Origin of the sequence: Bradyrhizobium sp. SUTN9-2 (assembly GCF_003122645.1) — a bacterium.
GTDB classification, from domain to species: domain Bacteria; phylum Pseudomonadota; class Alphaproteobacteria; order Rhizobiales; family Xanthobacteraceae; genus Bradyrhizobium; species Bradyrhizobium yuanmingense.
Window position 1 is genome coordinate 6,019,731 of sequence record NZ_LAXE01000001.1, and the last position, 21,948, is coordinate 6,041,678.

Consider the following 21,948-nt stretch of genomic DNA (forward strand, 5'->3'; position numbering starts at 1 on the left):
TCCCCCACCATCATACTCATTGCAGGAGCGGGGTCCGCAAGTCGAGGGTCAGCGGAAATTCATTTGTGCGTTCCTCAGGCGGCGGCTGCATCGGACCCGGGGTGTGGCCGTGGTCCTGGAAGCGCGCCAGCCGCCGGGCCTCGGCCTCGTAGGTATTGACCGGCTTGGTGTCGTAGTTGCGCCCGCCAGGATGGGCGACGTGGTAGACGCAGCCGCCGAGCGAGCGGCCGTTCCAGGTATCGATCAGGTCAAAGGTCAGCGGCGCGTGCACGGGGATGGTCGGGTGCAGGCCGGAGGCCGGCTGCCAGGCCTTGAAGCGGACGGCAGCCACAGCCTCGCCGGAGCGGCCGGTCGGGGTCATCGGCAGGCGGCGGCCGTTGCAGGTGACGACGTGGCGGCCCTCGACGAAGCCTTCGGCCTTGACCTGGAGCCGCTCGACCGAGCTATCGACATAGCGCACGGTGCCGCCGGCCGAGCCCTCCTCACCGAGCACGTGCCAGGGCTCCAGCGCCTGCCGCAGCTCCAGCGTCACGCCGCCATGGTGGATGCGGCCGAAAGCGGGGAAGCGGAATTCGAGCTGGGCCAGATACCATTCCGGCTCGAACGGATAGCCCGATTGCTTGAGCTCGCCGAGCACGTCGAGAAAATCTTCCCAGATGAAATGCGGCAGCATGAAGCGGTCGTGCAGCGCGGTACCCCAGCGCACGAACTTGCCACTCAGCGGCTCGCGCCAGAACTTTGCGATCAGCGCGCGGATCAGGAGCTGCTGCGCCAGCGACATGCGCGGATCCGGCGGCATTTCGAGCGCGCGGAATTCGACGAGGCCGAGCCGGCCCGCGGGCCCTTCCGGCGAATAGAGCTTGTCAATGCAGATCTCGGCGCGGTGGGTGTTACCGGTGATGTCGACCAATAGATGCCGGAACAGCCGGTCCACCAGCCAGAGCGGCGTCTGGTAGCTGGGCGGCGGCACGTGCGAGAGCGCGATCTCGAGCTCGTAGATGCTGTCGTGGCGCGCCTCGTCGATGCGCGGCGCCTGGCTGGTCGGGCCGATGAAAAGACCGGAGAAGAAATAGGACAGCGCCGGATGGCGCTGCCAATACAGCACCAGGCTCTTCAGAAGATCGGGCCGGCGCAGGAACGGCGAGTCCTGCGGTGAGGAGCCGCCGACCACGACGTGATTGCCGCCCCCGGTGCCGGTGTGACGGCCGTCGACCAGGAAACGGTTGGCGCCGAGGCGGACCTTGGCCGCATCCTCGTAGAGGCCGGTGGTGATCTCGACCGCATCGCGCCAGCTCTTGGCCGGCTGGATGTTGATCTCGATGACACCGGGGTCGGGCGTCACCTTGATCACCTCGATCCGCGGATCGAACGGCGGCGGATAACCCTCGACATGAACCGGAAGCTGCATCTCCTCCGCGGTGTCCTCGAGCGCCGAGATCAGCTCGAGATAATCCTCGATGCGCTCGACCGGCGGCATGAAGGCGCAGATTACGCCGTCGCGGATCTCCACGGCCATCGCCGTGCGCACGGGTATAGCGGTGTTGAGATGCTCGGGGGCCGTACGCGGCGGCGATGGCGGACGCGCCATGCGGGTGAACACCGGCAGCCTGCCCCGCGGCTCCATCGGGTCCTGCTCGACGATGTAGGGATATTGGTTGGGCGGGACGTGACCGAGCGAGCCGATCGGCAGGCGCAGGCCGAGCGGTGAATCGCCCGGCGTCAGGAACAGATGATTGCGCCGCAGCGGCCAGCGTTCGCTGCGCCAGCGCGGCGGCGCATTCCAGCGCTGGATCGGCAGCACGAAGCCGCGCGGCGTATTCAGACCCTGATCGAACACCCGCGCCATCCGTGCGCGCGCTTCGGGATCGGACAGCTTGGAATCGGTGGGATCGACGTTGACCGGAAGCTCCGCTTCCTTCTGCAGCCAATAGGCGGGATCCTCATAGGCCGGCATGATGTAGCCGAGGTCGACGCCGAGCCGCGCCGCCGTGCCTTCCATGAAGGCCTCGGCATCCTTGACCTCCGGTCTCCTGGGCTTCTCGATTCTGGCGATGAGGTCGGCGTTCTTCCAGATCGGCACGCCGTCCTTGCGCCAATAGAGGCCGAAGGCCCAGCGCGGCAGGCTCTCGCCCGGATACCATTTGCCCTGGCCGTAATGCAGCAGCCCGCCCGGCGCGAAGCGCGTGCGCAGGCGGCGGATCAGATCGTCGCCGAGCGCGCGCTTGGTCGGGCCGACGGCCTCCGTATTCCACTCGCCGGCCTCGAGATCGTCGACCGAGACGAAAGTCGGCTCGCCGCCCATGGTGAGGCGCACGTCCGCGCTGGCGAGATCGCCATCGACCTGCTCGCCGAGATCGTTGAGGCGCGCCCAGGATTCGTCGGAGAACGGCTTTGTGATGCGCGGCGCCTCGCGGATGCGCTTCACGCTCATGTCGAAGGAAAACTCGACCTCGGCAAAGCCGGCCCCGCCGGAGATCGGCGCCGCCGAACGGTAGTGCGGCGTGGCTGCGACCGGGATGTGCCCCTCGCCTGCGAGCATGCCCGAGGTCGCGTCGAATCCGATCCAGCCGGCGCCCGGCAGATAGACCTCGGCCCAGGCGTGCAGATCGGTAAAATCGTTCTCGACTTCCGGCGGCCCCTCGATCGGATCGATGTCGGGACGGATCTGGACCAGATAGCCCGAGACGAAGCGGGCGGCGAGCCCGAGATGGCGCAAGGTCTGGATCAAGAGCCAGGCGGAGTCGCGGCATGAGCCTGCGCCGGAGACAAGCGTCTCCTCCGGCGTCTGCACGCCCGGCTCCATGCGGATGATGTAACGGACCTTCTTCTGGATCTCGCGATTGAGGTCGACCAGGAAATTGACGGTGTTCGGGGCCTCGTGCGGGATGGTGTCGAGGAACTTGGCGAACAGGCGATCGGGCTTGATGGTCTCGAGATACGGCGCGAGCTCCGTCTTCAGATCCTTGGGATAGTCGAACGGGAAGCTGTCGGCATAGGGCTCGACGAAGAAGTCGAACGGGTTGACCACCGTCATCTGCGCCGTGAAGTCGACCTCGAATTTCAGCTCGGTGGTCTTCTCCGGAAAGACGTAGCGCGCCAGCCAGTTGCCCTGCGGGTCCTGCTGCCAGTTCACGAAATGATTGGAAGGCGTGACCTTGAGCGAATAGCTCAGGATCGGCGTGCGCGTATGCGGGGCCGGCCGCAGCCGGATGGTCTGCGGGCCAAGGTCGATCGGACGGTCGTATTTGTAGTGCGTGACGTGGTGTAGCGCGACGTAGATCGACACGGGTTGCGGTGCTCCAGCAGCTTTTTTGAGCAGAACACCTGAGGTGAACGCGATCAAGCACTAACAACGGGCACGGGGTGCCTAGGTAAGATGCGGAGCGGGGGATGGTGAGACGCTTTCTTCCTTCTCCCCTTGCGGGAGAAGGTGGCGCGAAGCGCCGGATGAGGGGTCTCTCTCAACCCGCAAAACCGCTCGTGAGGATAGAGACCCCTCACCCGGCTTCGCTTTCAGCGAAGCCACCCTCTCCCACAAGGGGAGAGGGTTTGAAAGCCCTACGCCGCCGAGGTCAGCCTTTGCAGGAATTGGGTCACTTCGCGGCGGAGCGTCTCGACTTCGCCGTGGACGCGTTCGGAGGCGTGGTTGACGCGTGCAGCGACGCGGCCGGTGTCGGCGGCGGCCTCGCTGATGCCCGTCACGTTGGAGGAGACCTGCGAGGTGCCGGCGGAGGCTTCGTGAACGTTGCGGGCGATCTCGCGCGTCGCGGCGCCCTGCTGCTCGATCGAGGCGGCAATCGAGGCGGTGATGCCGTTGATCTCGGCGATGGTCTGCGCGATCGCCTCGACGGCCGCGACCGAATTGGTGGTCGATTGCTGCATCTCGCCAACCTTGGCGCTGATCTCTTCGGTCGCCTTCGCGGTCTGGTTGGCGAGGCTCTTGACCTCGGAGGCCACCACCGCGAAACCGCGGCCGGCGTCGCCCGCACGGGCCGCCTCGATGGTGGCGTTGAGCGCGAGCAGATTGGTCTGGGAGGCGATCTCGCTGATAAGCTTGACGACGTCGCCGATCTGCATCGCGGCGTCCGCAAGGCTCCGGATCTCGCTGCCGGCGCGATTGGCTTCGTTCACCGCCCGTCCCGTGCTCGCGGTCGAGCCGGCCACCTGGCGATTGATCTCGGCGATCGACGATGCGAGCTGCTCGGCGGCGCTGGCGACAGTGGCGACGTTGCGCGAGGCCTGGTCGGACGCGGAGAGCACGCCGGAGGTTTGCAGGCTGGTCTTCTCCGCCGCCGCCGCCATCTGGCCGGCATCGGATTCGAGATCGGTCGCGGCGCCCATCAGCGTGCCCGCAACCTGATCGAGATGCGTGCCGAACCGCCTGGCGAGGTCCGCGATCTCGACGACGCGGCGGCCGAGACTGTCGGTGCCGGCATTGATGACGGTCGCCGAGCGGCGGAACGAGCCGGGCAATCCGCGCGCCAGGATCTTGCGGAAATACTTGCCGCGGCTGGCATACTCCATCGATGCCGAAGCTTCCCGCTGGAACGCATCGGTAATGTCGAGCATGTCGTTGACTGATCTCTGGATGGCGCCGATGCGCCCGGCCTGCCGCTCACTGAGGATGCGCGCCTCGAGATCGCCGCCCGCCGCCTTGCGGCACACAGCGGCGACCTCGTCGACGGCAATCGCGGTGCGGTGCTGGCACCAGACGGCATAGCCGGAGAGCGCGATCGTCGCGCCGAGAGAAGCGGCACTCGCGATCCCGGTCATGCCGAGAAGCGAGAGAACGAACGCAAGGACGGCAAGACCACACGCGAGCGCGGTTGCTCCCTGCGCCTTAGAGAGAGAGCACAAATTCATCGTAACCGACACCCTGTTGCTTGAGCAGCCCGACCATCGCCTCGAAGCTCGCCTGCATGCCCTCCTTGGCATTGGCATGCCGCGCCTCCTCAGTGCACAGCGTCTTGTAGATCGGCTTGATGCGCTCGATCTGCGCGGGATCCGGCTTGCGACGGTTGGAGTGATAGCCGACGATGTTGCCGCGCTCGTCGAATGTCGGCGTGACGTGGGCGAATACCCAATAGTGACTGCCGTCCTTCGCCAGGTTGACGACGTAGGCGAAGATCTCCTGCTTGGACTGCAGCGTGTCCCAGAGCAGCTTGAAGACGGCGCGCGGCATGTCGGGATGGCGGATCAGGCTGTGGGGCGCGCCCATCAGCTCCTTCCACGAGTACTTCGCCATGCGGATGAAGACGGCGTTGGCGTAGGTGATGCGGCCTTTGAGATCGGTCTTCGATACGATCAGCTCCTCCTCACCGAGGAGATTTTCCACCCCAGTGGGACGTATCGCTTGCATCGGCTCGATCCTCAAATCACGCCGGCCCCACCACGCTGTGAAGCCGCATCGCCTCCTGTCTACGGCAACAGTGTTAACCAGGTGTAAGCCGGGAACTTCTCACGGGAGGCGCCCACCTCCGTATCATTACTTAGCGAACGGCCGTTGCATTTCGGATCGCCACACGCACTCCGATTCCGGTTGCGATCATCGGATACCGGCGGCGCTTGATGGGTTGCGCGGCGATGCTCGCGCGACTACATCGTCGCGCCGAGCACCCAGGGCGCGAACTCGGCGCCGCCGAAATCGAAGCTCTCGCTCTTGGTCGGCTTGCCCGAGGCGGTCTTGAGGATGAGATCGAAGATGCGCTGGCCGCATTGTTCGACGCTCTCCTCGCCTTCGAGGATGGTGCCGCAATTGACGTCCATGTCCTCTTCCATGCGCTTGTACATGGGCGTGTTGGTGGCGAGCTTGATCGACGGCGCCGGCTTGCAGCCGAACACACTGCCGCGGCCCGTGGTGAAGCAGACGAGGTTGGCACCTCCTGCGACCTGCCCGGTCGCGGCCACGGGGTCGTAGCCGGGCGTGTCCATGAACACGAACCCCTTCTTGGTGACGGGCTCGGCGTAGCGCAGCACCTCGACGAGGTTGGTGGTGCCGGCCTTGGCCATCGCGCCGAGCGACTTCTCCAGGATGGTGGTGAGGCCGCCGGCCTTGTTGCCGGGGCTGGGATTGGCGTTCATCTCGGCGCCTTCGCGCGTCGTGTATTCGTCCCACCAACGCATCAGGTCGACCAGCTTCTCGCCGACCTCGCGGCTGACCGCGCGGCGCGTCAGCAGGTGCTCGGCGCCGTAGGTCTCCGGCGTCTCCGACAGGATCACGGTGCCGCCGTGACGCACGATGAGGTCGCTGGCTGCGCCGAGCGCAGGATTGGCCGATACGCCGGAATAGCCGTCCGAGCCGCCGCATTGCAGCGCCACGGTGAGCTCGCTCGCCGGCACCGTCTCGCGCTTGACCTTGTTGGCATCGGCGAGCGCCTCGCGCACGAAGGCGATGCCGGCTTCGACCGTCTTGCGGGTGCCGCCGACCTCTTGGATATCCATCGCGCGCAGGCGGCCGGCAAGCTTCTGCTCTTCCATCAGGCCGCCGATCTGGTTCACCTCGCAGCCGAGGCCGAGTACGATGACGTGGGAGAAATTGACGTGCCGCGCATAGCCGCCGAGCGTGCGGCGGAGCAACGCCAGCGGCTCGTTCTGCGTCATGCCGCAGCCGGTCTTGTGGGTCAGCGCGACGACGCCGTCGACGTTGGGGAAGTCGGCGAGCGGATTGTCGCCGGTGAAGGGATTCTTTTTGAAGACGTCGGCGACGAGGCTGGCAACATGCGCGCTGCAATTCACCGAGGTGAGGATGCCGATATAATTGCGTGTGGCGACGCGGCCGTCCGGACGGCGGATGCCTTCGAAGGTCGCCGGCAGGTCGAAGTTCGGCGTGGGCTTGACGTCGGCGCAATAGGCATAGTCCTTGGCGAAATCACCCATTCCGCAATTCTGCACGTGCACGTGCTGGCCCGGCGCAATCGCTTGCGTGGCAAAGCCGATGATCTGGCCGTAGCGCTTGACCGGCTCGCCCACCGCGATCGGCTTGATCGCGACCTTGTGGCCGGAGGGGATGCGGTCGACCGTGGTCACGCCGTCGGCCACCAATGTGCCCGGCGGCAAGCTCGCGCGCGCGATCACCACGCCATCATCGGGATGCAGGCGGATGACGGGGCTGATGGTCATGGGAGTCTCCTTCGGAGGCGAATAGCGAATAGCGAATGGCGAATGGAAAAGGGAGTAGCCCTATTCGCTGCTCCCCATTCGCCATTCGCAAGCTTCTCAGGCCTTGCCGCCCGAATCCTTGCGGGTCGCGTTCACCTGCATCTTGGCGTAGGTCGTCATCAGGCCGACTTCGTTGGACAGTGTCACCAGCTTGAAGCCCATGTTGATGGCGCGCGCTGCGCCTTCGGCGCCGCTGCAATGGATGCCCGGGTTGAGGCCGCGCTTGCCGCATTCCTTGATGATCTTCTCGTAGATCGCGAGAATCTCGGGCTCGCTGCGGTCGAGCTTGGGCTCGAGGCCGTAGGAGAAGCCGAGATCGGACGGGCCGATATAGACGCCGTCGATGCCTTCGACGTCGAGGATCGCTTCCATGTTCTCGACGGCGGTCCGCGTCTCCATCATCGGCAGCAGCACGATCTCGTCGTTGGCCGTCTTCTGATAAGAGCCCGCGGTGCCGTACATGCCGGCGCGGATCGGACCGTTGGAGCGCACGCCCTTGGGCGGATATTTCGAATACGAGACCAGGTTCCGGGCTTCCTGCGGCGTGTTGACCATCGGGCAGATCACGCCATAGGCGCCGCCATCGAGCACCTTGCCGATGATGCCGGGCTCGTTCCAGGGCACGCGGACCATCGGGGTGATCGGATGCTTGTCCATGGCCTGGAAGCACTGCACCATCGAGAGATAGTCCTGCACGCCGTGCTGCATGTCGACGGTGACGCTGTCGAAGCCGCATTGCGCGATCATCTCGGCCGAGAAGCCGGAGGGGATGGCGAGCCACGCGTTGACGACCGCCTTGCCCGACTTCCAGATCTCTTTGACTTTATTCGCCACGTGCCTTTCCTTCCCTGTTGCTCTCACTCGCCGCGGATCGGGTTGGGCCGCACTTTGAGCGAAAAAAAGCGTCAATGTCCATGGCTCTCGCCGCGCACGCACGCATATCAGGGTTCATCCCTCCGCGAGGGTATCATCGGTGCTGCCGAGCCCCGCAAGGCTCCGTTCGAGTTCGCCGAGCATCTCCTGCAATTCGGCGAGCTTGCGGGCGCCGAAACGCCGCGTGATCTCGGCATAGATCGCCTCCGACGTCGGCGCGACCGAGGCCATCAGCTTCAGCCCCTCCTTCGAGATCGAGACCATGCTGCGGCGCTGGTCCGCTTTCGCCGTCTTGCGCTCGATCAGGCTGCGCGCCTCGAGGTCGCGCAGGATGCGCGACAGGCTCGGCCCGAGCAGGAACGCGGTGCGCGCGAGTTCCGTTACCTCGACCGCCTCGATCGCCGCCAGCGCCCGCAGGATGCGCCATTGCTGCTCGGTCAGGCCGTGCTCGCGCAGCGAGGGACGAAACTGCCGCATCACAGCTTCCCGAGCCCGCAGCAGCGACATCGGCAGCGAACGCGAGAAATCGCGCATCGGCACCTGGCGCGTAGCAGGCGGGTGACCGTTGACGGGATCGGCGGATTTCTTCGTCATGACGCCCTTTCAAGCCGCAAAACGTTTGCAGTGCAGCAAGCCGAATTTGTGTTTGACGCATTCACTTAACATGTTAAGTATCTCGCGGCACCACGATTTGTAAGATCACAAATGGCGCTTTCCAACGACGATATCCAAGCTTGTGCGAGGCGTCTGCACCAGGCGGAGAAGACCCGCACGCAGATCCGGCAGCTCTCGCAGGACTTCCCGGACATCAGCATCGCGGAGGCCTACGCGATTCAGAAGGCCTGGGTGGACGTCAAGATCGCCGAGGGGCGCGTGGTCAAAGGCCACAAGATCGGCCTGACCTCGAAGGCGATGCAGAGCGCGCTTGGCATCGACGAGCCGGATTCCGGCGTGCTGCTCGACGACATGTTCTTCGCCGATGGAGGTTTGGTGCCGACCGAGCGCTTCATCGCGACGCGCGTCGAGGCCGAGCTCGCCTTCGTCATGAGCAAGCGCCTTTCTGGGCCCGACTGCACGCTATTCGACGTGCTCAACGCCACCGACTTCGTGGTGCCGGCGCTGGAGATTTTGGATACACGGATCGAGCGCGTCGATCCCAAGACCAAGGCGACGCGAAAGATCTTCGACACCATCGCCGACAATGCGGCGAATGCCGGCATCGTGCTCGGGGGGCGGCCGATCCGCCCGCTGGATGCTGACCTGCGCTGGATCGGAGCGCTGTGCTTCAAGAACGGCCAGCTGGAAGAGACCGGCCTTGCCGCCGGCGTGCTCAACCATCCCGCGACTGCCGTCGCCTGGCTCGCCAACAAGATCGCCCCGCTTGGGCTGGCGCTCGAGCCGGGCCAGGTCGTGCTCGCCGGCTCGTTCATCCGTCCGATCGAGACCCGCAAGGGCGACACAATCCAGGCCGATTATGGCGCCTATGGCTCGGTGAGCTGCTACTTCGCGTAGAACGAACGAAGACAGGGAGTGAAACCGCGATGCCGCATTTCACCATCGAATATTCGGCCAATCTCGACGGCCACCTCGACATCGCCGCGGTGTGCGAGGTCGTGCGCAAGGCAGCTAGCGAGTCCGGTATCTTCCCGCTCGGCGGCATCCGCGTTCGTGCCATCCGCTGCGAGCACTATGCGATTGCGGATGCAAAGCAGGATTACGGCTTTCTCGACATGGTGCTGCGCATCGGCGAGGGCCGCGACCTGCCTACCCGCCAGAAGGCCGGCGAGCACGTCTTCCAGGCGCTCTCGAGACATCTCGATCCCGTCTTCGCCGCCAGCAAGTTCGCCCTGTCGTTCGACATGCAGATCAACGACAAGGACACCAGCTGGAAGCGCAACAACATTCACGACGCCCTGAAAGCGGAGGCCGCTCATGGATAAGCCCACGCCGAAAGCCGATCTGTTCCAGGCCAACCGTGACCGCCTCGCGCCGCTTTTGAAGACTCTACGCGCGGACGGCATTGGCCACATGATCGACGGCAAGACCGTCGCCTCGATCTCCGGCGAGACGTTCGAGACCAGGTCGCCGGTCGATGGTGCCGTGCTCGCCAGTGTCGCGCGGGGCAAGGCCGAGGATATCGACGCGGCGGCGACTGCGGCTGCGCTCGCCTTCAAGTCCTGGCGCGACATGGGTCCGGCCATGCGGAAGAAGCTGCTGCATCGGGTGGCCGACGCCATCGAGGACAACGCCGACGACATCGCCGTGCTCGAATGCATCGACACCGGCCAGGCCTATCGCTTCATGGCCAAGGCCGCGATCCGCGCCGCCGAGAATTTCCGCTTCTTCGCCGACAAATGCGCTGAGGCGCGCGACGGCCTCAACACGCCGAGCGACGAGCATTGGAACGTCTCGACGCGGGTGCCGATCGGCCCGGTCGGCGTGATCACGCCATGGAATACGCCATTCATGCTCTCGACCTGGAAGATAGCGCCAGCGCTGGCGGCCGGCTGCACCGTGGTGCACAAGCCAGCCGAGTGGTCGCCGGTGACGGCCTCCATTCTCGCCAGGCTCGTCAAGGAAGCCGGCGTCCCCGACGGCGTGCTCAACACCGTGCACGGTTTCGGCGAGGAAGCGGGCAAGGCGCTGACCGAGCATCCCGCCATCAAGGCAATCGGCTTCGTCGGCGAGAGCGCGACCGGCTCGGCCATCATGATGCAGGGCGCGCCCACGCTGAAACGCGTGCATTTCGAACTCGGCGGCAAGAATCCGGTGATCGTGTTCGACGATGCCGATCTCGACCGCGCGCTCGATGCCGTCGTGTTCATGATCTACTCGCTCAACGGCGAGCGCTGCACCTCTTCCAGCCGCCTGCTGATCCAGCAGAGCATCGCGAAAGAATTCTTGGAGAAGCTGACGGCGCGGGTGAAGGCGCTCAAGGTCGGCCATCCCCTCGATCCCGCCACCGAGATCGGCCCGCTGATCCACGAGCGGCACTTGGCAAAGGTCTGCTCGTATTTCGACGTGGCGCGCCAGGACGGCGCGACGATCGCGGTCGGCGGCAAGGCCTATGACGGGCCCGGCGGCGGGCATTATGTCGAGCCGACACTGGTGACCGGAGCGCACGGCAAGATGCGGGTGGCGCAGGAGGAGGTGTTCGGGCCGTTCCTCACCGTGCTGCCGTTCCGCGACGAGGCGGACGCGGTCGAGATCGCCAACGACATCCGTTACGGTCTGACCGGCTATGTCTGGACCAATGACATGGGACGCGCGCTGCGCGTTGCCGATGCGCTGGAGGCCGGCATGATCTGGCTGAACTCGGAGAATGTCCGCCACCTGCCGACGCCGTTCGGCGGCATGAAGGCTTCAGGCATCGGGCGCGACGGCGGCGATTATTCGTTCGACTTCTACATGGAAACCAAGCACGTCTCGCTGGCGCGGGGCACGCACAAGATTCAGAAGCTGGGAATTTAGCGGCGGTGTCATTCCGGGGCGGCTCGAAGAGCCGAACCCGGAATCCATCGAGCAGCAGAGTTGGTGGATGAATGGATTCCGGGTTCGTGCTTCGCACGCCCCGGAATGACGAAGCCGAGAGAGGGGAAACGCACATGCCGGTACCGCAACACGTCTTCGAGCCGCCGTTCAACATCATTCGCTCGAGCCACGTCGTGCTCGACGTCACCGATTTGAAGCTGAGCCGCGAGTTCTACGAAAGCATGGTCGGCCTGCATGTCGAGGACGCGGACGACGAGGTCGTGTACCTGCGCGCGGCCGAGGAGCACCAGCATCACTCCCTGGTGCTACGGAAAGCCGCCGCGCCGGCTTGCGCCCGGCTCGGCTTCAAGGTCGGCAACGACAAAGATCTCGACAAGGCCGCCGCGTTCCTGTCCGAGAACGGCCTCGCCTACGCCTTCGTCGACCAGCCGTTCCAGGGCCGCACGCTGCAATTCACCGATCCCTTTGGCTTTAGAATCGAGCTCTACGCGGCGATGGAGCGGCGGCCGCATCTCTTGCGCCGCTACGACCTCTATCGGGGCTGCCACCCGCAGCGGCTCGACCATTTCAACGTCTTCGCCGCCGAAGTGCAGGACACCATGGAATTCTACGCCCGGCTCGGCTTTCGCCTCACCGAATATGCCGAGGAGGACGGGCCGGACGGGCGCATCGCCGCGGCCTGGATGCATCGCAAGGGCAATGTCCACGATTTCGCCATCACCAACGGCAAGGGTCCGCGGCTGCACCATTTCGCCTATTGGACGCCGACGGCGATGAACATCATCCATCTCTGCGACGTCATGGCTTCGCAGGGCTTCGTGAAGAACATCGAACGCGGTCCGGGACGCCACGGCATCTCGAACGCGTTCTTCCTCTATGTGCGCGATCCCGACGGACACCGCCTCGAGCTCTACACCAGCGATTATTTCACCGGGGACCACGACCACGAGCCGCTGCGCTGGTCGCTGCGCGATCCGCGCCGTCAGACGCTGTGGGGCGCCCCTGCCCCGCGTTCCTGGTTCGAGCAGGGCTCGCCGTTCACGGGGCAGGCCGTGCGCGAGCCGAAATTCGTGGCCGATGTGCTGGTGGCGGATTGATGAAGCTGCCTCGTCTCGCCACCTATTCCGTCAAGGGTGATGTCAGCTATGGCGCCGTCCTGGAGGGCGGCATCGTCGATCTCTCCGCGCGTCACGCCAGAGACTATCCCACGCTGCGCGAGGTGATCGCCGCGGGCAAGCTGATCAGCTTTGCCGAAGAGGCCGCTGGCCGCAAACCGGATCACGCGCTCACTGAGATCACCTGGCTGCCGCCGGTCCCGGCGCCGGAGAAGATCATCTGCATCGGCGTCAACTATCCCGACCGCAATGCCGAGTACAAGGACGGCCAGGAGGCGCCGAAATATCCGAGCATGTTCATGCGCTCGCCCCGCTCCTTCGTCGGCCACGACACGCCGCTGGTGCGCCCGCGCGCCTCCGCGCAGCTCGACTATGAGGGCGAGATCGTGCTGGTGATCGGCAAGCCAGGCCGGCATATCCCCGAAAGCACAGCGCTCGATCACATCGCGGCTCTGACACTGTGCAACGAGGGCTCGGTGCGCGACTGGCTGCGCCACGCCAAGTTCAACGTGACGCAAGGCAAGAACTTCGATTCCAGCGGCAGCCTCGGCCCGTGGCTCGTGCCCTACACGCGGGAATCGCAGGTCGCCGACATCAGGCTCACCACGCATGTCAACGGCGAGCTCAGACAGGATGATCGCACCAGCCGGCTGATGTTTTCGTTCCGCTATCTCCTGAACTATATCTCGACCTTCGCAACCCTCGTCCCCGGCGATATCATCGTCACGGGCACGCCGACCGGCGCGGGTGCGCGGTTCGATCCGCCGCGATATCTAAAACCCGGCGACATCGTCGAGGTCGAGGCCGAAGGGATCGGACGCTTGCGCAACGGCGTGGTCGACGAAGCCTGAACAACAAGCGAAATGGAGTAGCCAAATGACCAGCCTCACCGGCGGCGAAGCGATCGTAAGCGGGCTTGTCGCCCACGGCGTCGACACCGTGTTCGGCCTGCCCGGCGCGCAGGTCTACGGCCTGTTCGACGCCTTCCACCAGGCCCAGCTCAAGGTGATCGGCGCGCGGCACGAGCAGGCCTGCGGCTACATGGCATTCGGCTATGCGCGCTCCAGCGGCCGGCCCGGCGTGTTCAGCGTGGTACCCGGCCCGGGCGTGCTCAATGCCAGCGCGGCGCTGCTCACCGCGTTCGGCTGCAACGAGCCGGTGCTGTGCGTCACCGGCCAGGTGCCGACTTCGTTCCTGGGCAAGGGTCGCGGCCATCTGCATGAGATGCCGGACCAGCTCGCAACCTTGCGCACCTATGTGAAATGGGCCGAGCGCATCGAATATCCCGGCAATGCGCCGACGATCGTGGCACGCGCGTTCCAGGAGATGATGTCGGGACGGCGCGGCCCCGCCTCGGTCGAGATGCCCTGGGACGTCTTCACGCAGCGCGCGGCAACAGTGCCTGCGCAGGTGCTGGAGCCGCTGCCGGCGCCGCAGCCCGATCCTGATATGATCAAGCAGGCCGCCGCGCTCATCAGGACCAGCAAGGCGCCGATGATCTTCGTCGGCAGCGGCGCGATCGAAGCGGGTGAGGAGATCCTCGAACTCGCCGAGATGATCGATGCGCCCGTGGTCGCCTTCCGTAGCGGCCGCGGCATCGTCTCCAATGCGCACGAGCTCGGGCTCACCATGGCCGCGGCCTACAGGCTGTGGCCGAACACCGATCTCATGATCGGCATCGGCACGCGGCTGGAGCTGCCGACCATGTCGCGCTGGCCGTATCGGCCCGCTGGCCTGAAGTGCATCCGCATCGACATCGATCCGGTCGAGATGCGGCGGTTCTCGTCCAACACCGCGATCGTCGCCGACGCCAGGGCCGCGACCCGCGATCTCGCCGCCGCCGTGGGCAAGGCCGGCTACAGCAAGACCTCCGGACGGCGCGGCACGATCCGCGAGGCCACCGCGGCCGCGCAAGCCGAGATCCAGCGGGTCCAGCCGCAGATGGCCTATCTCAACATCCTGCGCGAGGTACTGCCGGCGAACGCGATCGTCACCGACGAACTATCGCAGGTCGGCTTCGCCTCCTGGTACGGCTTTCCGGTGTACCAGCCGCGCACCTTCATCACCTCGGGCTACCAGGGCACGCTCGGCTCGGGTTTCCCGACCGCGCTCGGCGCCAAGGTCGCCAATCCCGACAAGCCGGTGGTGGCCATCACCGGGGACGGCGGCTTCATGTTCGGCGTGCAGGAGCTTGCCACCGCCGTGCAGTTCAACATCGGCGTGGTGACGCTGGTGTTCAACAACAACGCCTACGGCAATGTCCGCCGCGACCAGCGCCAGCATTTCGATGGCCGCGTGGTGGCGTCCGACCTCATCAATCCGGATTTCGTCAAGCTCGCGGAATCCTTTGGCGTCGCCGCGGCGCGCGTCACCGCGCCGGAGCAGTTCAAGGCGGCGATGGAGAAGGCGCTCGGCCACGGCGGGCCGGTGCTGATTTCAGTCGAGGTGCCCAGGGATTCCGAAGTCAGCCCGTGGGCCTTCATTCACCCGCCGAAGCCTTGAGGCCGGACGCTCCCTGTAGCCGCGCGGCTGCAATCACCAGCAGACCGGCGCCTGCGACCGACCAGCAGGCGACCGGCGCCCAGTGCAGCAGCGGCGCGTATTCCGGCATCTTCTGCAGGCCGCCGGCAACCGCCGCCATCCGCGCGAAGGTGCCGAGGGCGAGCGCGGAGAAGACGAGGCCCGTGACCTTGCCTTCAGCGCCGGTCGAGCCGATCGCGAGCGCAGCCGAGACCGCGCTCATCAGCATGCAACCCCACGCGGCTCCGGCGAGAAATTGCGCGGCGATCAGCATGTTGAGATTGCCGGCGAACTCGGCCGCCGCAATCGCCACCGCACCGAACAAGCCCGCGGCACCCATCACGACGAGGCCGCCACGATGCTTGACGACGAGGCTTGCCGGAAACATCGCGATGTTGAAGCCGATCCAGAACACCGGCATCAGCCATTGCAGGTCGCCGGGAGCTGCAAAGCGCAGATAGAACGGCGCGCTGTTCATGGCAAAGTGCAGCTGGTAGCCGAGTGCGAGCGCGACCATCGCGACGATGAAGGCGATCGGGACGAGACCGAGCGGTGCTGCCGCTTCGTCCGGTGTGGGCGGCACGGTGTCGTGCGCCACGTCGTGCTCGATCCTGGACAGCCCGAGCGCGGTCAGGAGCAGCACCACGCTGGAGATCACGAACGGCAACCGCGCATCGTGCTCGCGCAGCACCACGCCGAGATAGGGCGAGAGCGCGCCGGCGACGCCGTAGCCGAGCATGGCGAGCGCTGCGAGGAACGGCACCTGCGGCTGGGCGCGGTATTTGCCGAGCAAGGTCAGCGGCGGCGCCCGCAACGCGGAGGACGTGATCGACCAGATCACGATCAGCGCAATGAACCAGCCCTGCGCCGCCGCACCGGCTCCGGCAACGAACGGCAGCGCGACGAAGGCGCCGCAGGAGACCGCGGCCACGACGGCGACGAACAGGCCGAGCCTGCCGACATGGGGCGCGAGCCTGTCGGCGGCTACTCCCATCGCGGTGTCGGCAATGGTGAAGATCGCCTGATCCAGCATCAGGATCAGGATCACGGCGGACGGCGCGATGCCGACCTCGGCCGCTAGCTTTGGCAGGTAGACGACATAGGTCGTCCAGCCGAGCGTGAACACCAATTGCAGGCCTGCGAGATAAAGCCCCGTGCGGTTCGCCGTGCCCGTGCCGGCCGAGCTCTGTGTGGTGGTCATGTCGCCGCCTCCCCGCCCGAAGCTTAGACGAGCGAAGGCGGCGAGGAAACGCGTCAGCGCGTCCTGCGGAAGGTCAGATTGATCCGCTTCCGGCCGAGCAGCGGATGCTCGCCGTCGGCGAGCGGTGCGACGCCGTGATAGACGAGCCTGCTGGCCCCGCCCCAGACCACGACGTCGCCATGGACGAGGCGGAAGCGGCGCGGCTTGTCGGCGCGCGCAAGGCCGCCGAACAGGAAGGTCGCGGGCAGGCCGAGCGAGACCGAGACGATCGGCGCGGAATAGTCCAGCTCGTCCTTGTCCTGATGCAACGACAGCCGCGTGCCCGGCTCGTAGCGGTTGACGAGGCAGGCATCGGGGGCAAAGCCTTCAAAGCCGCCCTGCTCCGCGGCGCGGCGGGCGAGATCGGCCAACAGCGGAGGCATCGCCGGCCATGGCGCACCGGTGCGCGGATCGATCGGGTCGTAGCGATAGCCGGTGTGATCGGTGATCCAGCCGCGCTCGCCGCAATTGGTCATCGCCACCGACATTAGATGGCCGCCCGGCGTCGTCATCCGCCGGAACGGCGATTGCGCGACGACGGCGCGCACGGCGTCGATCAGCCCGCTCTCGATCGGCTTGACGAAGCCGCGCAGCAGCACGGCCCCATCGGCGATGTTTTCGCGCGACGGTTGGGCTTCTGCGACGCTATCGAACAAATCAGCCGTCAACGGCTCCGCTCATTTGGCATCGTGAAAAATCACACCCAGCGTGTGGCGCTGGCCGGACCTGATCCGGCTGACGCCGTGGCGGAGATTAACGCGGTAGGTGCCGCGTGTCCCCTGCACCGGACGATGATGCACAGCGAAGGCGACCGCGTCGCCCTGTGCCAGCGGCACCACCTCGGCGCGGGACTGCATGCGCGGGCGCTGCTCGGTCAGCACGAACTCGCCACCGCTGAAATCGCGTCCGGGCTCGGATAGCAGGATCGCGACCTGGAGCGGGAACACGTGCTCGCCATAGAGGTCCTGGTGCAGGCAATTGTAATCACCGGCCTCATATTGCAGCAGCAGGGGCGTCGGCCGCGCCTGCCCGGCATCGTGGCAGCGCTTCAGGAACGCCGCGTGTGCGGCGGGATAGCGGATATCGATCCCCATCGCCTCGTTCCAGCGATTGGCGACGGCTTGAAGGTGCGCGTAGAGCGCCGGGCGGAGCTGCGCGATCAGATCGGGCAGCGGATAGGCGAAGTACTTGTACTCGCCGCGGCCGAAGCCGTGGCGGCCCATGACGATGCGGCTGCGGAAGTACGCATCGTCCGGGTAGAGCGCGGCGATGGCGCGGCATTGGTCCGACGTCAGCAGGTTCTTCAGGACGGCGCAGCCCTGGGTGTCGAGCTCGGCGGTGATCTGCGGCCAGTCGAGGGCGTCGACATGGGCGGCGAGGTTGGGAACGGAGTCTGGTGCGGAAACGCGTTTCGCGATGGCCATAGCAATCATCCCATTCACATCCGTCATTCCGGGGCGCGACGAAGTCGCGAGCCCGGAATCCATAACCACGATCGGGAGTATGGATTCCGGGCTCGCGCCCAAGTGGGCGCGCCCCGGAATGACGGGGTGTGGCAGACGGCGACCGCCACGGCCACCCGATTTCCGTATCTCTCCCGTCATTGCGAGGAGCCCTTGCGACGAAGCAATCCAGACTGGTTCCGCGGAGAGACCCTGGATTGCTTCGCTTCGCTCGCAATGACGCGGAGAGAGATCAGCCCCGCACCGGTAGCGTCGTCACGTCGTAGCCGTGCCTGATGGTCCGCTTCAGCACGGGGTCTTCCAGCTCGAAGTCGAAGCGGTCGGCCGGGCGGATGCCGCCCTTGGCGGCGAACGTGCCGCCGAACATGGCGCAGCCGTCGGGGAACTTGCCGCCGTCAAAGCCGCGCGCGATGAGGTCCGTAACCGGCAGCATCGCATCCAACGTGCCCTCCTGGTAGAGCACGCGCTCGCCCTTGATGGTGGCGTAGGAGCGCAGGATCATCTTGTCCCAATGACCGATGACGTCCTCGAACTCCCACAGCGTCGAGGCGATCGGCTTGTCGCACATCTGCTTGGAGACCGTGACGCTGTAGGCCTCGACCTTGCGGTCGGTGTGATCGGAGCCGCAGCCGACGAAGATGCGGCCCTGCCAGCCGATGAGCACGAATTCGACCTCGCCGGAGGAATCGCCACCGGTGCATTCGATGCTGTCCTCCTGGGTCAGCCGGCGCGCCGAGGCGCGATAGTAGATCGGCGTCGAGGCCGGGCGGGCGATGCCCATCTCCTCCAGCTCGGCGATGTGCTTGTCGCGCGCGACCGTGTCGCGGCCGGTCCAGCCGGCGATGACCAGCTGGTCGATCGCCAGCGTCAGCGGCGTGGTGGTGTCCTGGGCATCGACGGTGAACGTGAGATCAAACACGAATGACGGCCTCCATGCCGGCAGCAAGCTCGAAGATACGGCGGTCCGAGCCGCCTGCGCCCGCCAGCATCAGGCCGACGGGAACCTCGCCCTCGCGATGACAGGGCAGCGAGATGGCGCAACCGTCGATCAGGTTGATCAGGCTGCAATTGCGCAAGGCGCGGATGTTCTCGCGGGTGAACGCCTGATCGTCGGCGAGGTCGGCGATCTTCGGCGGTGTGTTGGGCGTGGTCGGCAGCACCAGCGCGTCATAGGGCGCGATGCGCGCATTGACGCGCGCGATCAGCGAGCGGCGTTCGTTGAGCAGGTCGATGTAGTCGGCCGCGCTCTGCGCCTCGCCGCGCATGATGCGCACAGCGACCCTGGGATCGTAGACGTCGCCCTTGGCCGTGATGAGATAGCGGTGCCAGGCATAGCTCTCGGAGGCCGCGAAGCCGCCCTTGGCATTCATCGGGCCGACGTCGTGGAACTCCGCCATCTCGATACGCTCGACGATGGCACCGTGATCGGACAGCGTCTTCAGCGCGCGCTCGAAGGTCTTGGCCACCTCGGCGTCGAGGTCATCGAGCGCGATCGTGGTGGGCACCGCGAGGCGCATGCCCTGGATCGGCCGCGGCCTCAAGGCGACGATCGGCTCGCCCGCGAGCACGGCATCGAGTATGGCACAGCAGCTGACCGATCGCGCCAGCGGCCCGATGCTGTCAAGCGAGAACGACAGCGGCACCGAGCCGTCGAGCGGCACGCGGCGCTGCGTCGGCTTGTAGCCGACGATGCCGTTGAAGGCGGCCGGAATTCGGCAGGAGCCGCCGGTGTCGGTGCCGAGCGCGCCATGCGCCATGCCGTCGAGCACGGACACCGCCGCGCCGGCGGACGAGCCACCGGGCACGTGGCCTTCCGAGCGGTTCCAGGCCCCCTTCGGCGTGCCATAATGCGGATTGATGCCGATGCCAGAATAGGCGAACTCGGTCATGTTGGTGCGGCCGATCACGACGAAGCCGGCCTTGCGCAGCCGCGCCACCGTCGCGGCATCGTGCTCGGCAGGGGCTGAGTCATCCAGCGCGCGCGAGCCGGCGCGCGTCACCTGGCCCTTGATGTCGAACAGATCCTTGATCGAGACCGGGATGCCCGCATAGCGCGACGGCGCCGCCTTGGCCTTGCGCAAGCCATCCATCGCATCGGCGGCGGCGAGCGCGGCGTCCTTGTCGACATGGATGAAGGCGCGCTGGCCCTCGCCCGCGGGGTCGGCGATCCTGGCGAGGCAGGCCTCGACCAATTTGCGGGAGGTGATGCGGCCGCTTTCGAGGTCTTCGGCAAGCTGCGCCAGTGTCGGAAAATCAGGCATGTCTGTCTCACGGAATATTTCGCGCGCAATCTATAGCGCTGGCTCAGCTCGACACAAGCATTGTGCGCATGATGGCATGCATGCGCATTGCTGGACCGTTGACGCGCCATGGTCGATTGTCGCATCAAGTTCGAAACCGGCGGGCGCGAGGCCTGCTTTTGGGAGGAGCCGCCCACATGGCCGAACCGCAGCGCGCGCGACCGAAACCGACGCCGGAGACCCAGCACTTTTGGGACGGCACCAAGGCCGGCGAATTGCGCCTGCAGCGCTGCGATGCCTGCGCCCATGTCTACTTCCCGCCGCGCCCGTTCTGCCCCTCCTGCGCCTCGCGCAAGGTCAGCATCTTCAAGGCCAGCGGCAAGGGCTTTCTCTACAGCTACGTGATCAACCATCGTCCGGCCGCGCCGGGCTTCACGCCGCCTTACGCCATCGCGGTGGTCGAGCTTGACGAGGGCCCGCGGATGATGAGCAACATCATCGACTGCCCGCAGACCCCCGAGGCGCTCGAACTCGACATGAAGCTCGAGGTCGCGTTCCAGGAGCTCGACGACAAGATCACCCTCCCCGTCTTCCGCCCGGCGAAGGGGTAAGGCCATGCGCAAGAACCAGGTTGCCATCGTCGGCGCGGCCGAGACCACCGAGCTCGGTGTCATTCCCAGCGCCTCGCAGCTCCAGCTGCACGCGGATGCCGCGCTCAACGCCATTGCCGACGCCGGACTGAAACTGTCCGACATCGACGGCTTTGCCACCGCGGTCGAAACGCCGCAGCAGGTCTGCCACTATCTCGGCATCAAGCCGACCTGGGTGGACGGCACCTCGGTCGGCGGTTGCTCCTTCATGCTGCATGTCCGCCATGCCGCTGCGGCGATCGAGGCCGGCCTGTGCAAGACCGTGCTGATCACCCATGCCGAGAGCGGCAAGTCGATGATCGGCAAACTGCCGCGCTCGACGCCGGCCGACAGCCTCAACGGCCAGTTCGAGGCGCCCTACGGCGTCTACGGCCCGCCAAGCATGTTCCCGATTCCCGTGCTGCGCTTCATGAAGACCTACGGCATCACCCACGAGCAGCTTGCCTCAGTGGCGGTGGTGCAGCGGGAATGGGCGGCGAAGAATCCGCGCGCGATGATGAAGGAGCCGATCACGGTCAACGATGTCCTCAACTCGCGCATGATCGCCTATCCGTTCCGGCTTCTGCAGTGCTGCCTCGTCACCGACGGCGGCGGCGCGCTGATCCTGACCTCGGCCGACCGCGCCAGGGATTTTCCGCGCAAGCCGGTCTACATCATGGGCACCGGCGAGAGCGTCGAGACGCCGATGGTCAGCCAGATGGAGACGTTCAACTCCTCGCGTGCGTTCAAGACCGCCGGGCCGCTGGCGTTCAGGGAAGCCGGCATCGCGCACGGGGATGTCGACCATCTCATGATCTACGACGCCTTCGCGCATCTGCCGTTGTTCGGACTCGGCGACCTCGGCTTCATGCCTTACGAGGAAACCGGCCAGTTCATCGCCGACGGCAACACGCGTCCCGGCGGGAAACTGCCGCTCAACACCAATGGCGGCGGCCTGTCCTACATGCATTCGGGCATGTACGGCATGTACGCGCTGCAGGAGAGCGTGCGCCAGATGCGCGGGATCGCGCCGGCACAGGTGCCGAACGCGAAGATTTCGGTGTGCCATGGTGTCGGCGGCATGTTCGCCGCGAGTGGCACGATCGTGTTTACGAACGAGAGGTAATGCGCCGCTCGCCTCTCCCTCTCCCCGTTCTTACGGGGAGAGGGTTGGGGTGAGGGGCCTCTCTCCACGGATGAGATGGCCGCGAGACCTGT

At 65.9% G+C, this 21,948-nt stretch carries 19 protein-coding genes; 8 read left to right on the forward strand and 11 right to left on the reverse strand.

Annotation, left to right across the window (positions count from 1 at the left end; all coding sequences use genetic code 11):
- Positions 1-16: 16 nt before the first annotated feature.
- The 6 genes from XF30_RS27880 to hpaR form a co-directional block, all read right to left on the reverse strand.
- A complete protein-coding gene (locus XF30_RS27880) occupies positions 17-3,286 on the reverse strand; it encodes a transglutaminase family protein (RefSeq protein WP_109144444.1) in 3,270 nt (1,089 codons plus the stop codon).
- Positions 3,287-3,558: 272 nt separating this feature from the next.
- Positions 3,559-4,863, reverse strand: coding sequence for a methyl-accepting chemotaxis protein (locus tag XF30_RS27885; protein WP_192893274.1), 1,305 nt, complete (start codon positions 4,861-4,863; stop codon positions 3,559-3,561).
- Positions 4,841-5,359, reverse strand: a complete 519-nt coding sequence (locus tag XF30_RS27890) for a PAS domain-containing protein (protein ID WP_109144446.1) — start codon at positions 5,357-5,359, stop codon at positions 4,841-4,843. Before XF30_RS27890 ends, XF30_RS27885 begins: the two co-directional genes overlap by 23 nt.
- Positions 5,360-5,595: 236 nt before the next feature.
- Entirely contained in the window at positions 5,596-7,119 is a 1,524-nt protein-coding gene (locus XF30_RS27895; RefSeq protein ID WP_109144447.1) for a UxaA family hydrolase, read from the reverse strand.
- A 96-nt stretch (positions 7,120-7,215) separates the two neighbouring features.
- Complete coding sequence (locus XF30_RS27900) at positions 7,216-7,992, reverse strand: HpcH/HpaI aldolase family protein (protein ID WP_061020197.1); 777 nt, start codon at positions 7,990-7,992, stop codon at positions 7,216-7,218.
- Positions 7,993-8,106: 114 nt separating this feature from the next.
- On the reverse strand, positions 8,107-8,625 hold the full coding sequence (gene hpaR, locus XF30_RS27905) for a homoprotocatechuate degradation operon regulator HpaR (protein WP_057027114.1): 519 nt from the start codon (positions 8,623-8,625) through the stop codon (positions 8,107-8,109).
- A 111-nt stretch (positions 8,626-8,736) separates the two neighbouring features.
- On the opposite strand from hpaR, the gene hpaH reads away from it, so the two are divergent.
- From hpaH to XF30_RS27935, 6 genes are all read left to right on the forward strand, one after another.
- Positions 8,737-9,543 carry a 2-oxo-hept-4-ene-1,7-dioate hydratase gene (gene hpaH / locus XF30_RS27910; protein ID WP_036006171.1) on the forward strand — a complete coding sequence of 269 codons (807 nt, stop codon included), beginning with the start codon at positions 8,737-8,739 and terminating at the stop codon, positions 9,541-9,543.
- A 29-nt stretch (positions 9,544-9,572) separates the two neighbouring features.
- Entirely contained in the window at positions 9,573-9,971 is a 399-nt protein-coding gene (locus tag XF30_RS27915) for a 5-carboxymethyl-2-hydroxymuconate Delta-isomerase (RefSeq protein ID WP_109144448.1), read from the forward strand.
- Positions 9,964-11,502, forward strand: coding sequence for a 5-carboxymethyl-2-hydroxymuconate semialdehyde dehydrogenase (hpaE, locus tag XF30_RS27920; protein WP_109144449.1), 1,539 nt, complete (start codon positions 9,964-9,966; stop codon positions 11,500-11,502). The genes XF30_RS27915 and hpaE overlap by 8 nt, the downstream gene beginning before the upstream one ends.
- Positions 11,503-11,636: 134 nt before the next feature.
- Entirely contained in the window at positions 11,637-12,620 is a 984-nt protein-coding gene (gene hpaD, locus XF30_RS27925) for a 3,4-dihydroxyphenylacetate 2,3-dioxygenase (RefSeq protein WP_109144450.1), read from the forward strand.
- Positions 12,620-13,489: a fumarylacetoacetate hydrolase family protein gene (locus tag XF30_RS27930; protein ID WP_036023034.1), complete on the forward strand. Its 870-nt coding sequence runs from the start codon at positions 12,620-12,622 to the stop codon at positions 13,487-13,489. The genes hpaD and XF30_RS27930 overlap by 1 nt, the downstream gene beginning before the upstream one ends.
- Positions 13,490-13,514: 25 nt before the next feature.
- Entirely contained in the window at positions 13,515-15,140 is a 1,626-nt protein-coding gene (locus tag XF30_RS27935; RefSeq protein WP_109144451.1) for a thiamine pyrophosphate-dependent enzyme, read from the forward strand.
- Here the strand turns inward: XF30_RS27935 and XF30_RS27940 are convergent.
- The 5 genes from XF30_RS27940 to XF30_RS27960 form a co-directional block, all read right to left on the reverse strand.
- Complete coding sequence (locus tag XF30_RS27940; RefSeq protein ID WP_109144452.1) at positions 15,118-16,359, reverse strand: MFS transporter; 1,242 nt, start codon at positions 16,357-16,359, stop codon at positions 15,118-15,120. The two genes, XF30_RS27935 and XF30_RS27940, sit on opposite strands and share 23 nt — an antisense overlap.
- 53 nt (positions 16,360-16,412) lie before the next feature.
- Positions 16,413-17,066 carry a DNA oxidative demethylase AlkB gene (gene alkB / locus XF30_RS27945; RefSeq protein WP_109144453.1) on the reverse strand — a complete coding sequence of 218 codons (654 nt, stop codon included), beginning with the start codon at positions 17,064-17,066 and terminating at the stop codon, positions 16,413-16,415.
- A gap of 9 nt (positions 17,067-17,075) precedes the next feature.
- The gene (locus tag XF30_RS27950; protein ID WP_109144454.1) at positions 17,076-17,822 is read right to left on the reverse strand and encodes a 2OG-Fe(II) oxygenase; all 747 of its coding nucleotides are present in this window, start codon (positions 17,820-17,822) and stop codon (positions 17,076-17,078) included.
- Positions 17,823-18,093: 271 nt separating this feature from the next.
- Positions 18,094-18,780 carry a DUF2848 domain-containing protein gene (locus XF30_RS27955; RefSeq protein ID WP_109144455.1) on the reverse strand — a complete coding sequence of 229 codons (687 nt, stop codon included), beginning with the start codon at positions 18,778-18,780 and terminating at the stop codon, positions 18,094-18,096.
- Positions 18,773-20,122: an amidase gene (locus XF30_RS27960; protein WP_109144456.1), complete on the reverse strand. Its 1,350-nt coding sequence runs from the start codon at positions 20,120-20,122 to the stop codon at positions 18,773-18,775. The genes XF30_RS27955 and XF30_RS27960 overlap by 8 nt, the downstream gene beginning before the upstream one ends.
- A 176-nt stretch (positions 20,123-20,298) precedes the next feature.
- On the opposite strand from XF30_RS27960, the gene XF30_RS27965 reads away from it, so the two are divergent.
- Both XF30_RS27965 and XF30_RS27970 read left to right on the forward strand, forming a co-directional pair.
- Positions 20,299-20,712 carry a Zn-ribbon domain-containing OB-fold protein gene (locus XF30_RS27965; RefSeq protein WP_027558650.1) on the forward strand — a complete coding sequence of 138 codons (414 nt, stop codon included), beginning with the start codon at positions 20,299-20,301 and terminating at the stop codon, positions 20,710-20,712.
- A 4-nt stretch (positions 20,713-20,716) separates the two neighbouring features.
- The gene (locus tag XF30_RS27970; RefSeq protein WP_109144457.1) at positions 20,717-21,856 is read left to right on the forward strand and encodes a thiolase C-terminal domain-containing protein; all 1,140 of its coding nucleotides are present in this window, start codon (positions 20,717-20,719) and stop codon (positions 21,854-21,856) included.
- Positions 21,857-21,948 lie beyond the last annotated feature (92 nt).

Bases quoted from the DNA above. Each gene is read 5' to 3' on its own strand.
- XF30_RS27885 (WP_192893274.1), bottom strand. From the start codon at position 4,863: ATGAATTTGTGCTCTCTCTCTAAGGCGCAGGGAGCAACCGCGCTCGCG.
- XF30_RS27890 (WP_109144446.1), bottom strand. From the start codon at position 5,359: ATGCAAGCGATACGTCCCACTGGGGTGGAAAATCTCCTCGGTGAGGAG.
- XF30_RS27895 (WP_109144447.1), bottom strand. From the start codon at position 7,119: ATGACCATCAGCCCCGTCATCCGCCTGCATCCCGATGATGGCGTGGTG.
- hpaR (WP_057027114.1), bottom strand. From the start codon at position 8,625: ATGACGAAGAAATCCGCCGATCCCGTCAACGGTCACCCGCCTGCTACG.
- hpaH (WP_036006171.1), top strand. From the start codon at position 8,737: ATGGCGCTTTCCAACGACGATATCCAAGCTTGTGCGAGGCGTCTGCAC.
- XF30_RS27915 (WP_109144448.1), top strand. From the start codon at position 9,573: ATGCCGCATTTCACCATCGAATATTCGGCCAATCTCGACGGCCACCTC.
- hpaE (WP_109144449.1), top strand. From the start codon at position 9,964: ATGGATAAGCCCACGCCGAAAGCCGATCTGTTCCAGGCCAACCGTGAC.
- hpaD (WP_109144450.1), top strand. From the start codon at position 11,637: ATGCCGGTACCGCAACACGTCTTCGAGCCGCCGTTCAACATCATTCGC.
- XF30_RS27930 (WP_036023034.1), top strand. From the start codon at position 12,620: ATGAAGCTGCCTCGTCTCGCCACCTATTCCGTCAAGGGTGATGTCAGC.
- XF30_RS27935 (WP_109144451.1), top strand. From the start codon at position 13,515: ATGACCAGCCTCACCGGCGGCGAAGCGATCGTAAGCGGGCTTGTCGCC.
- XF30_RS27940 (WP_109144452.1), bottom strand. From the start codon at position 16,359: ATGACCACCACACAGAGCTCGGCCGGCACGGGCACGGCGAACCGCACG.
- XF30_RS27950 (WP_109144454.1), bottom strand. From the start codon at position 17,822: ATGGCCATCGCGAAACGCGTTTCCGCACCAGACTCCGTTCCCAACCTC.
- XF30_RS27960 (WP_109144456.1), bottom strand. From the start codon at position 20,122: ATGCCTGATTTTCCGACACTGGCGCAGCTTGCCGAAGACCTCGAAAGC.
- XF30_RS27965 (WP_027558650.1), top strand. From the start codon at position 20,299: ATGGCCGAACCGCAGCGCGCGCGACCGAAACCGACGCCGGAGACCCAG.
- XF30_RS27970 (WP_109144457.1), top strand. From the start codon at position 20,717: ATGCGCAAGAACCAGGTTGCCATCGTCGGCGCGGCCGAGACCACCGAG.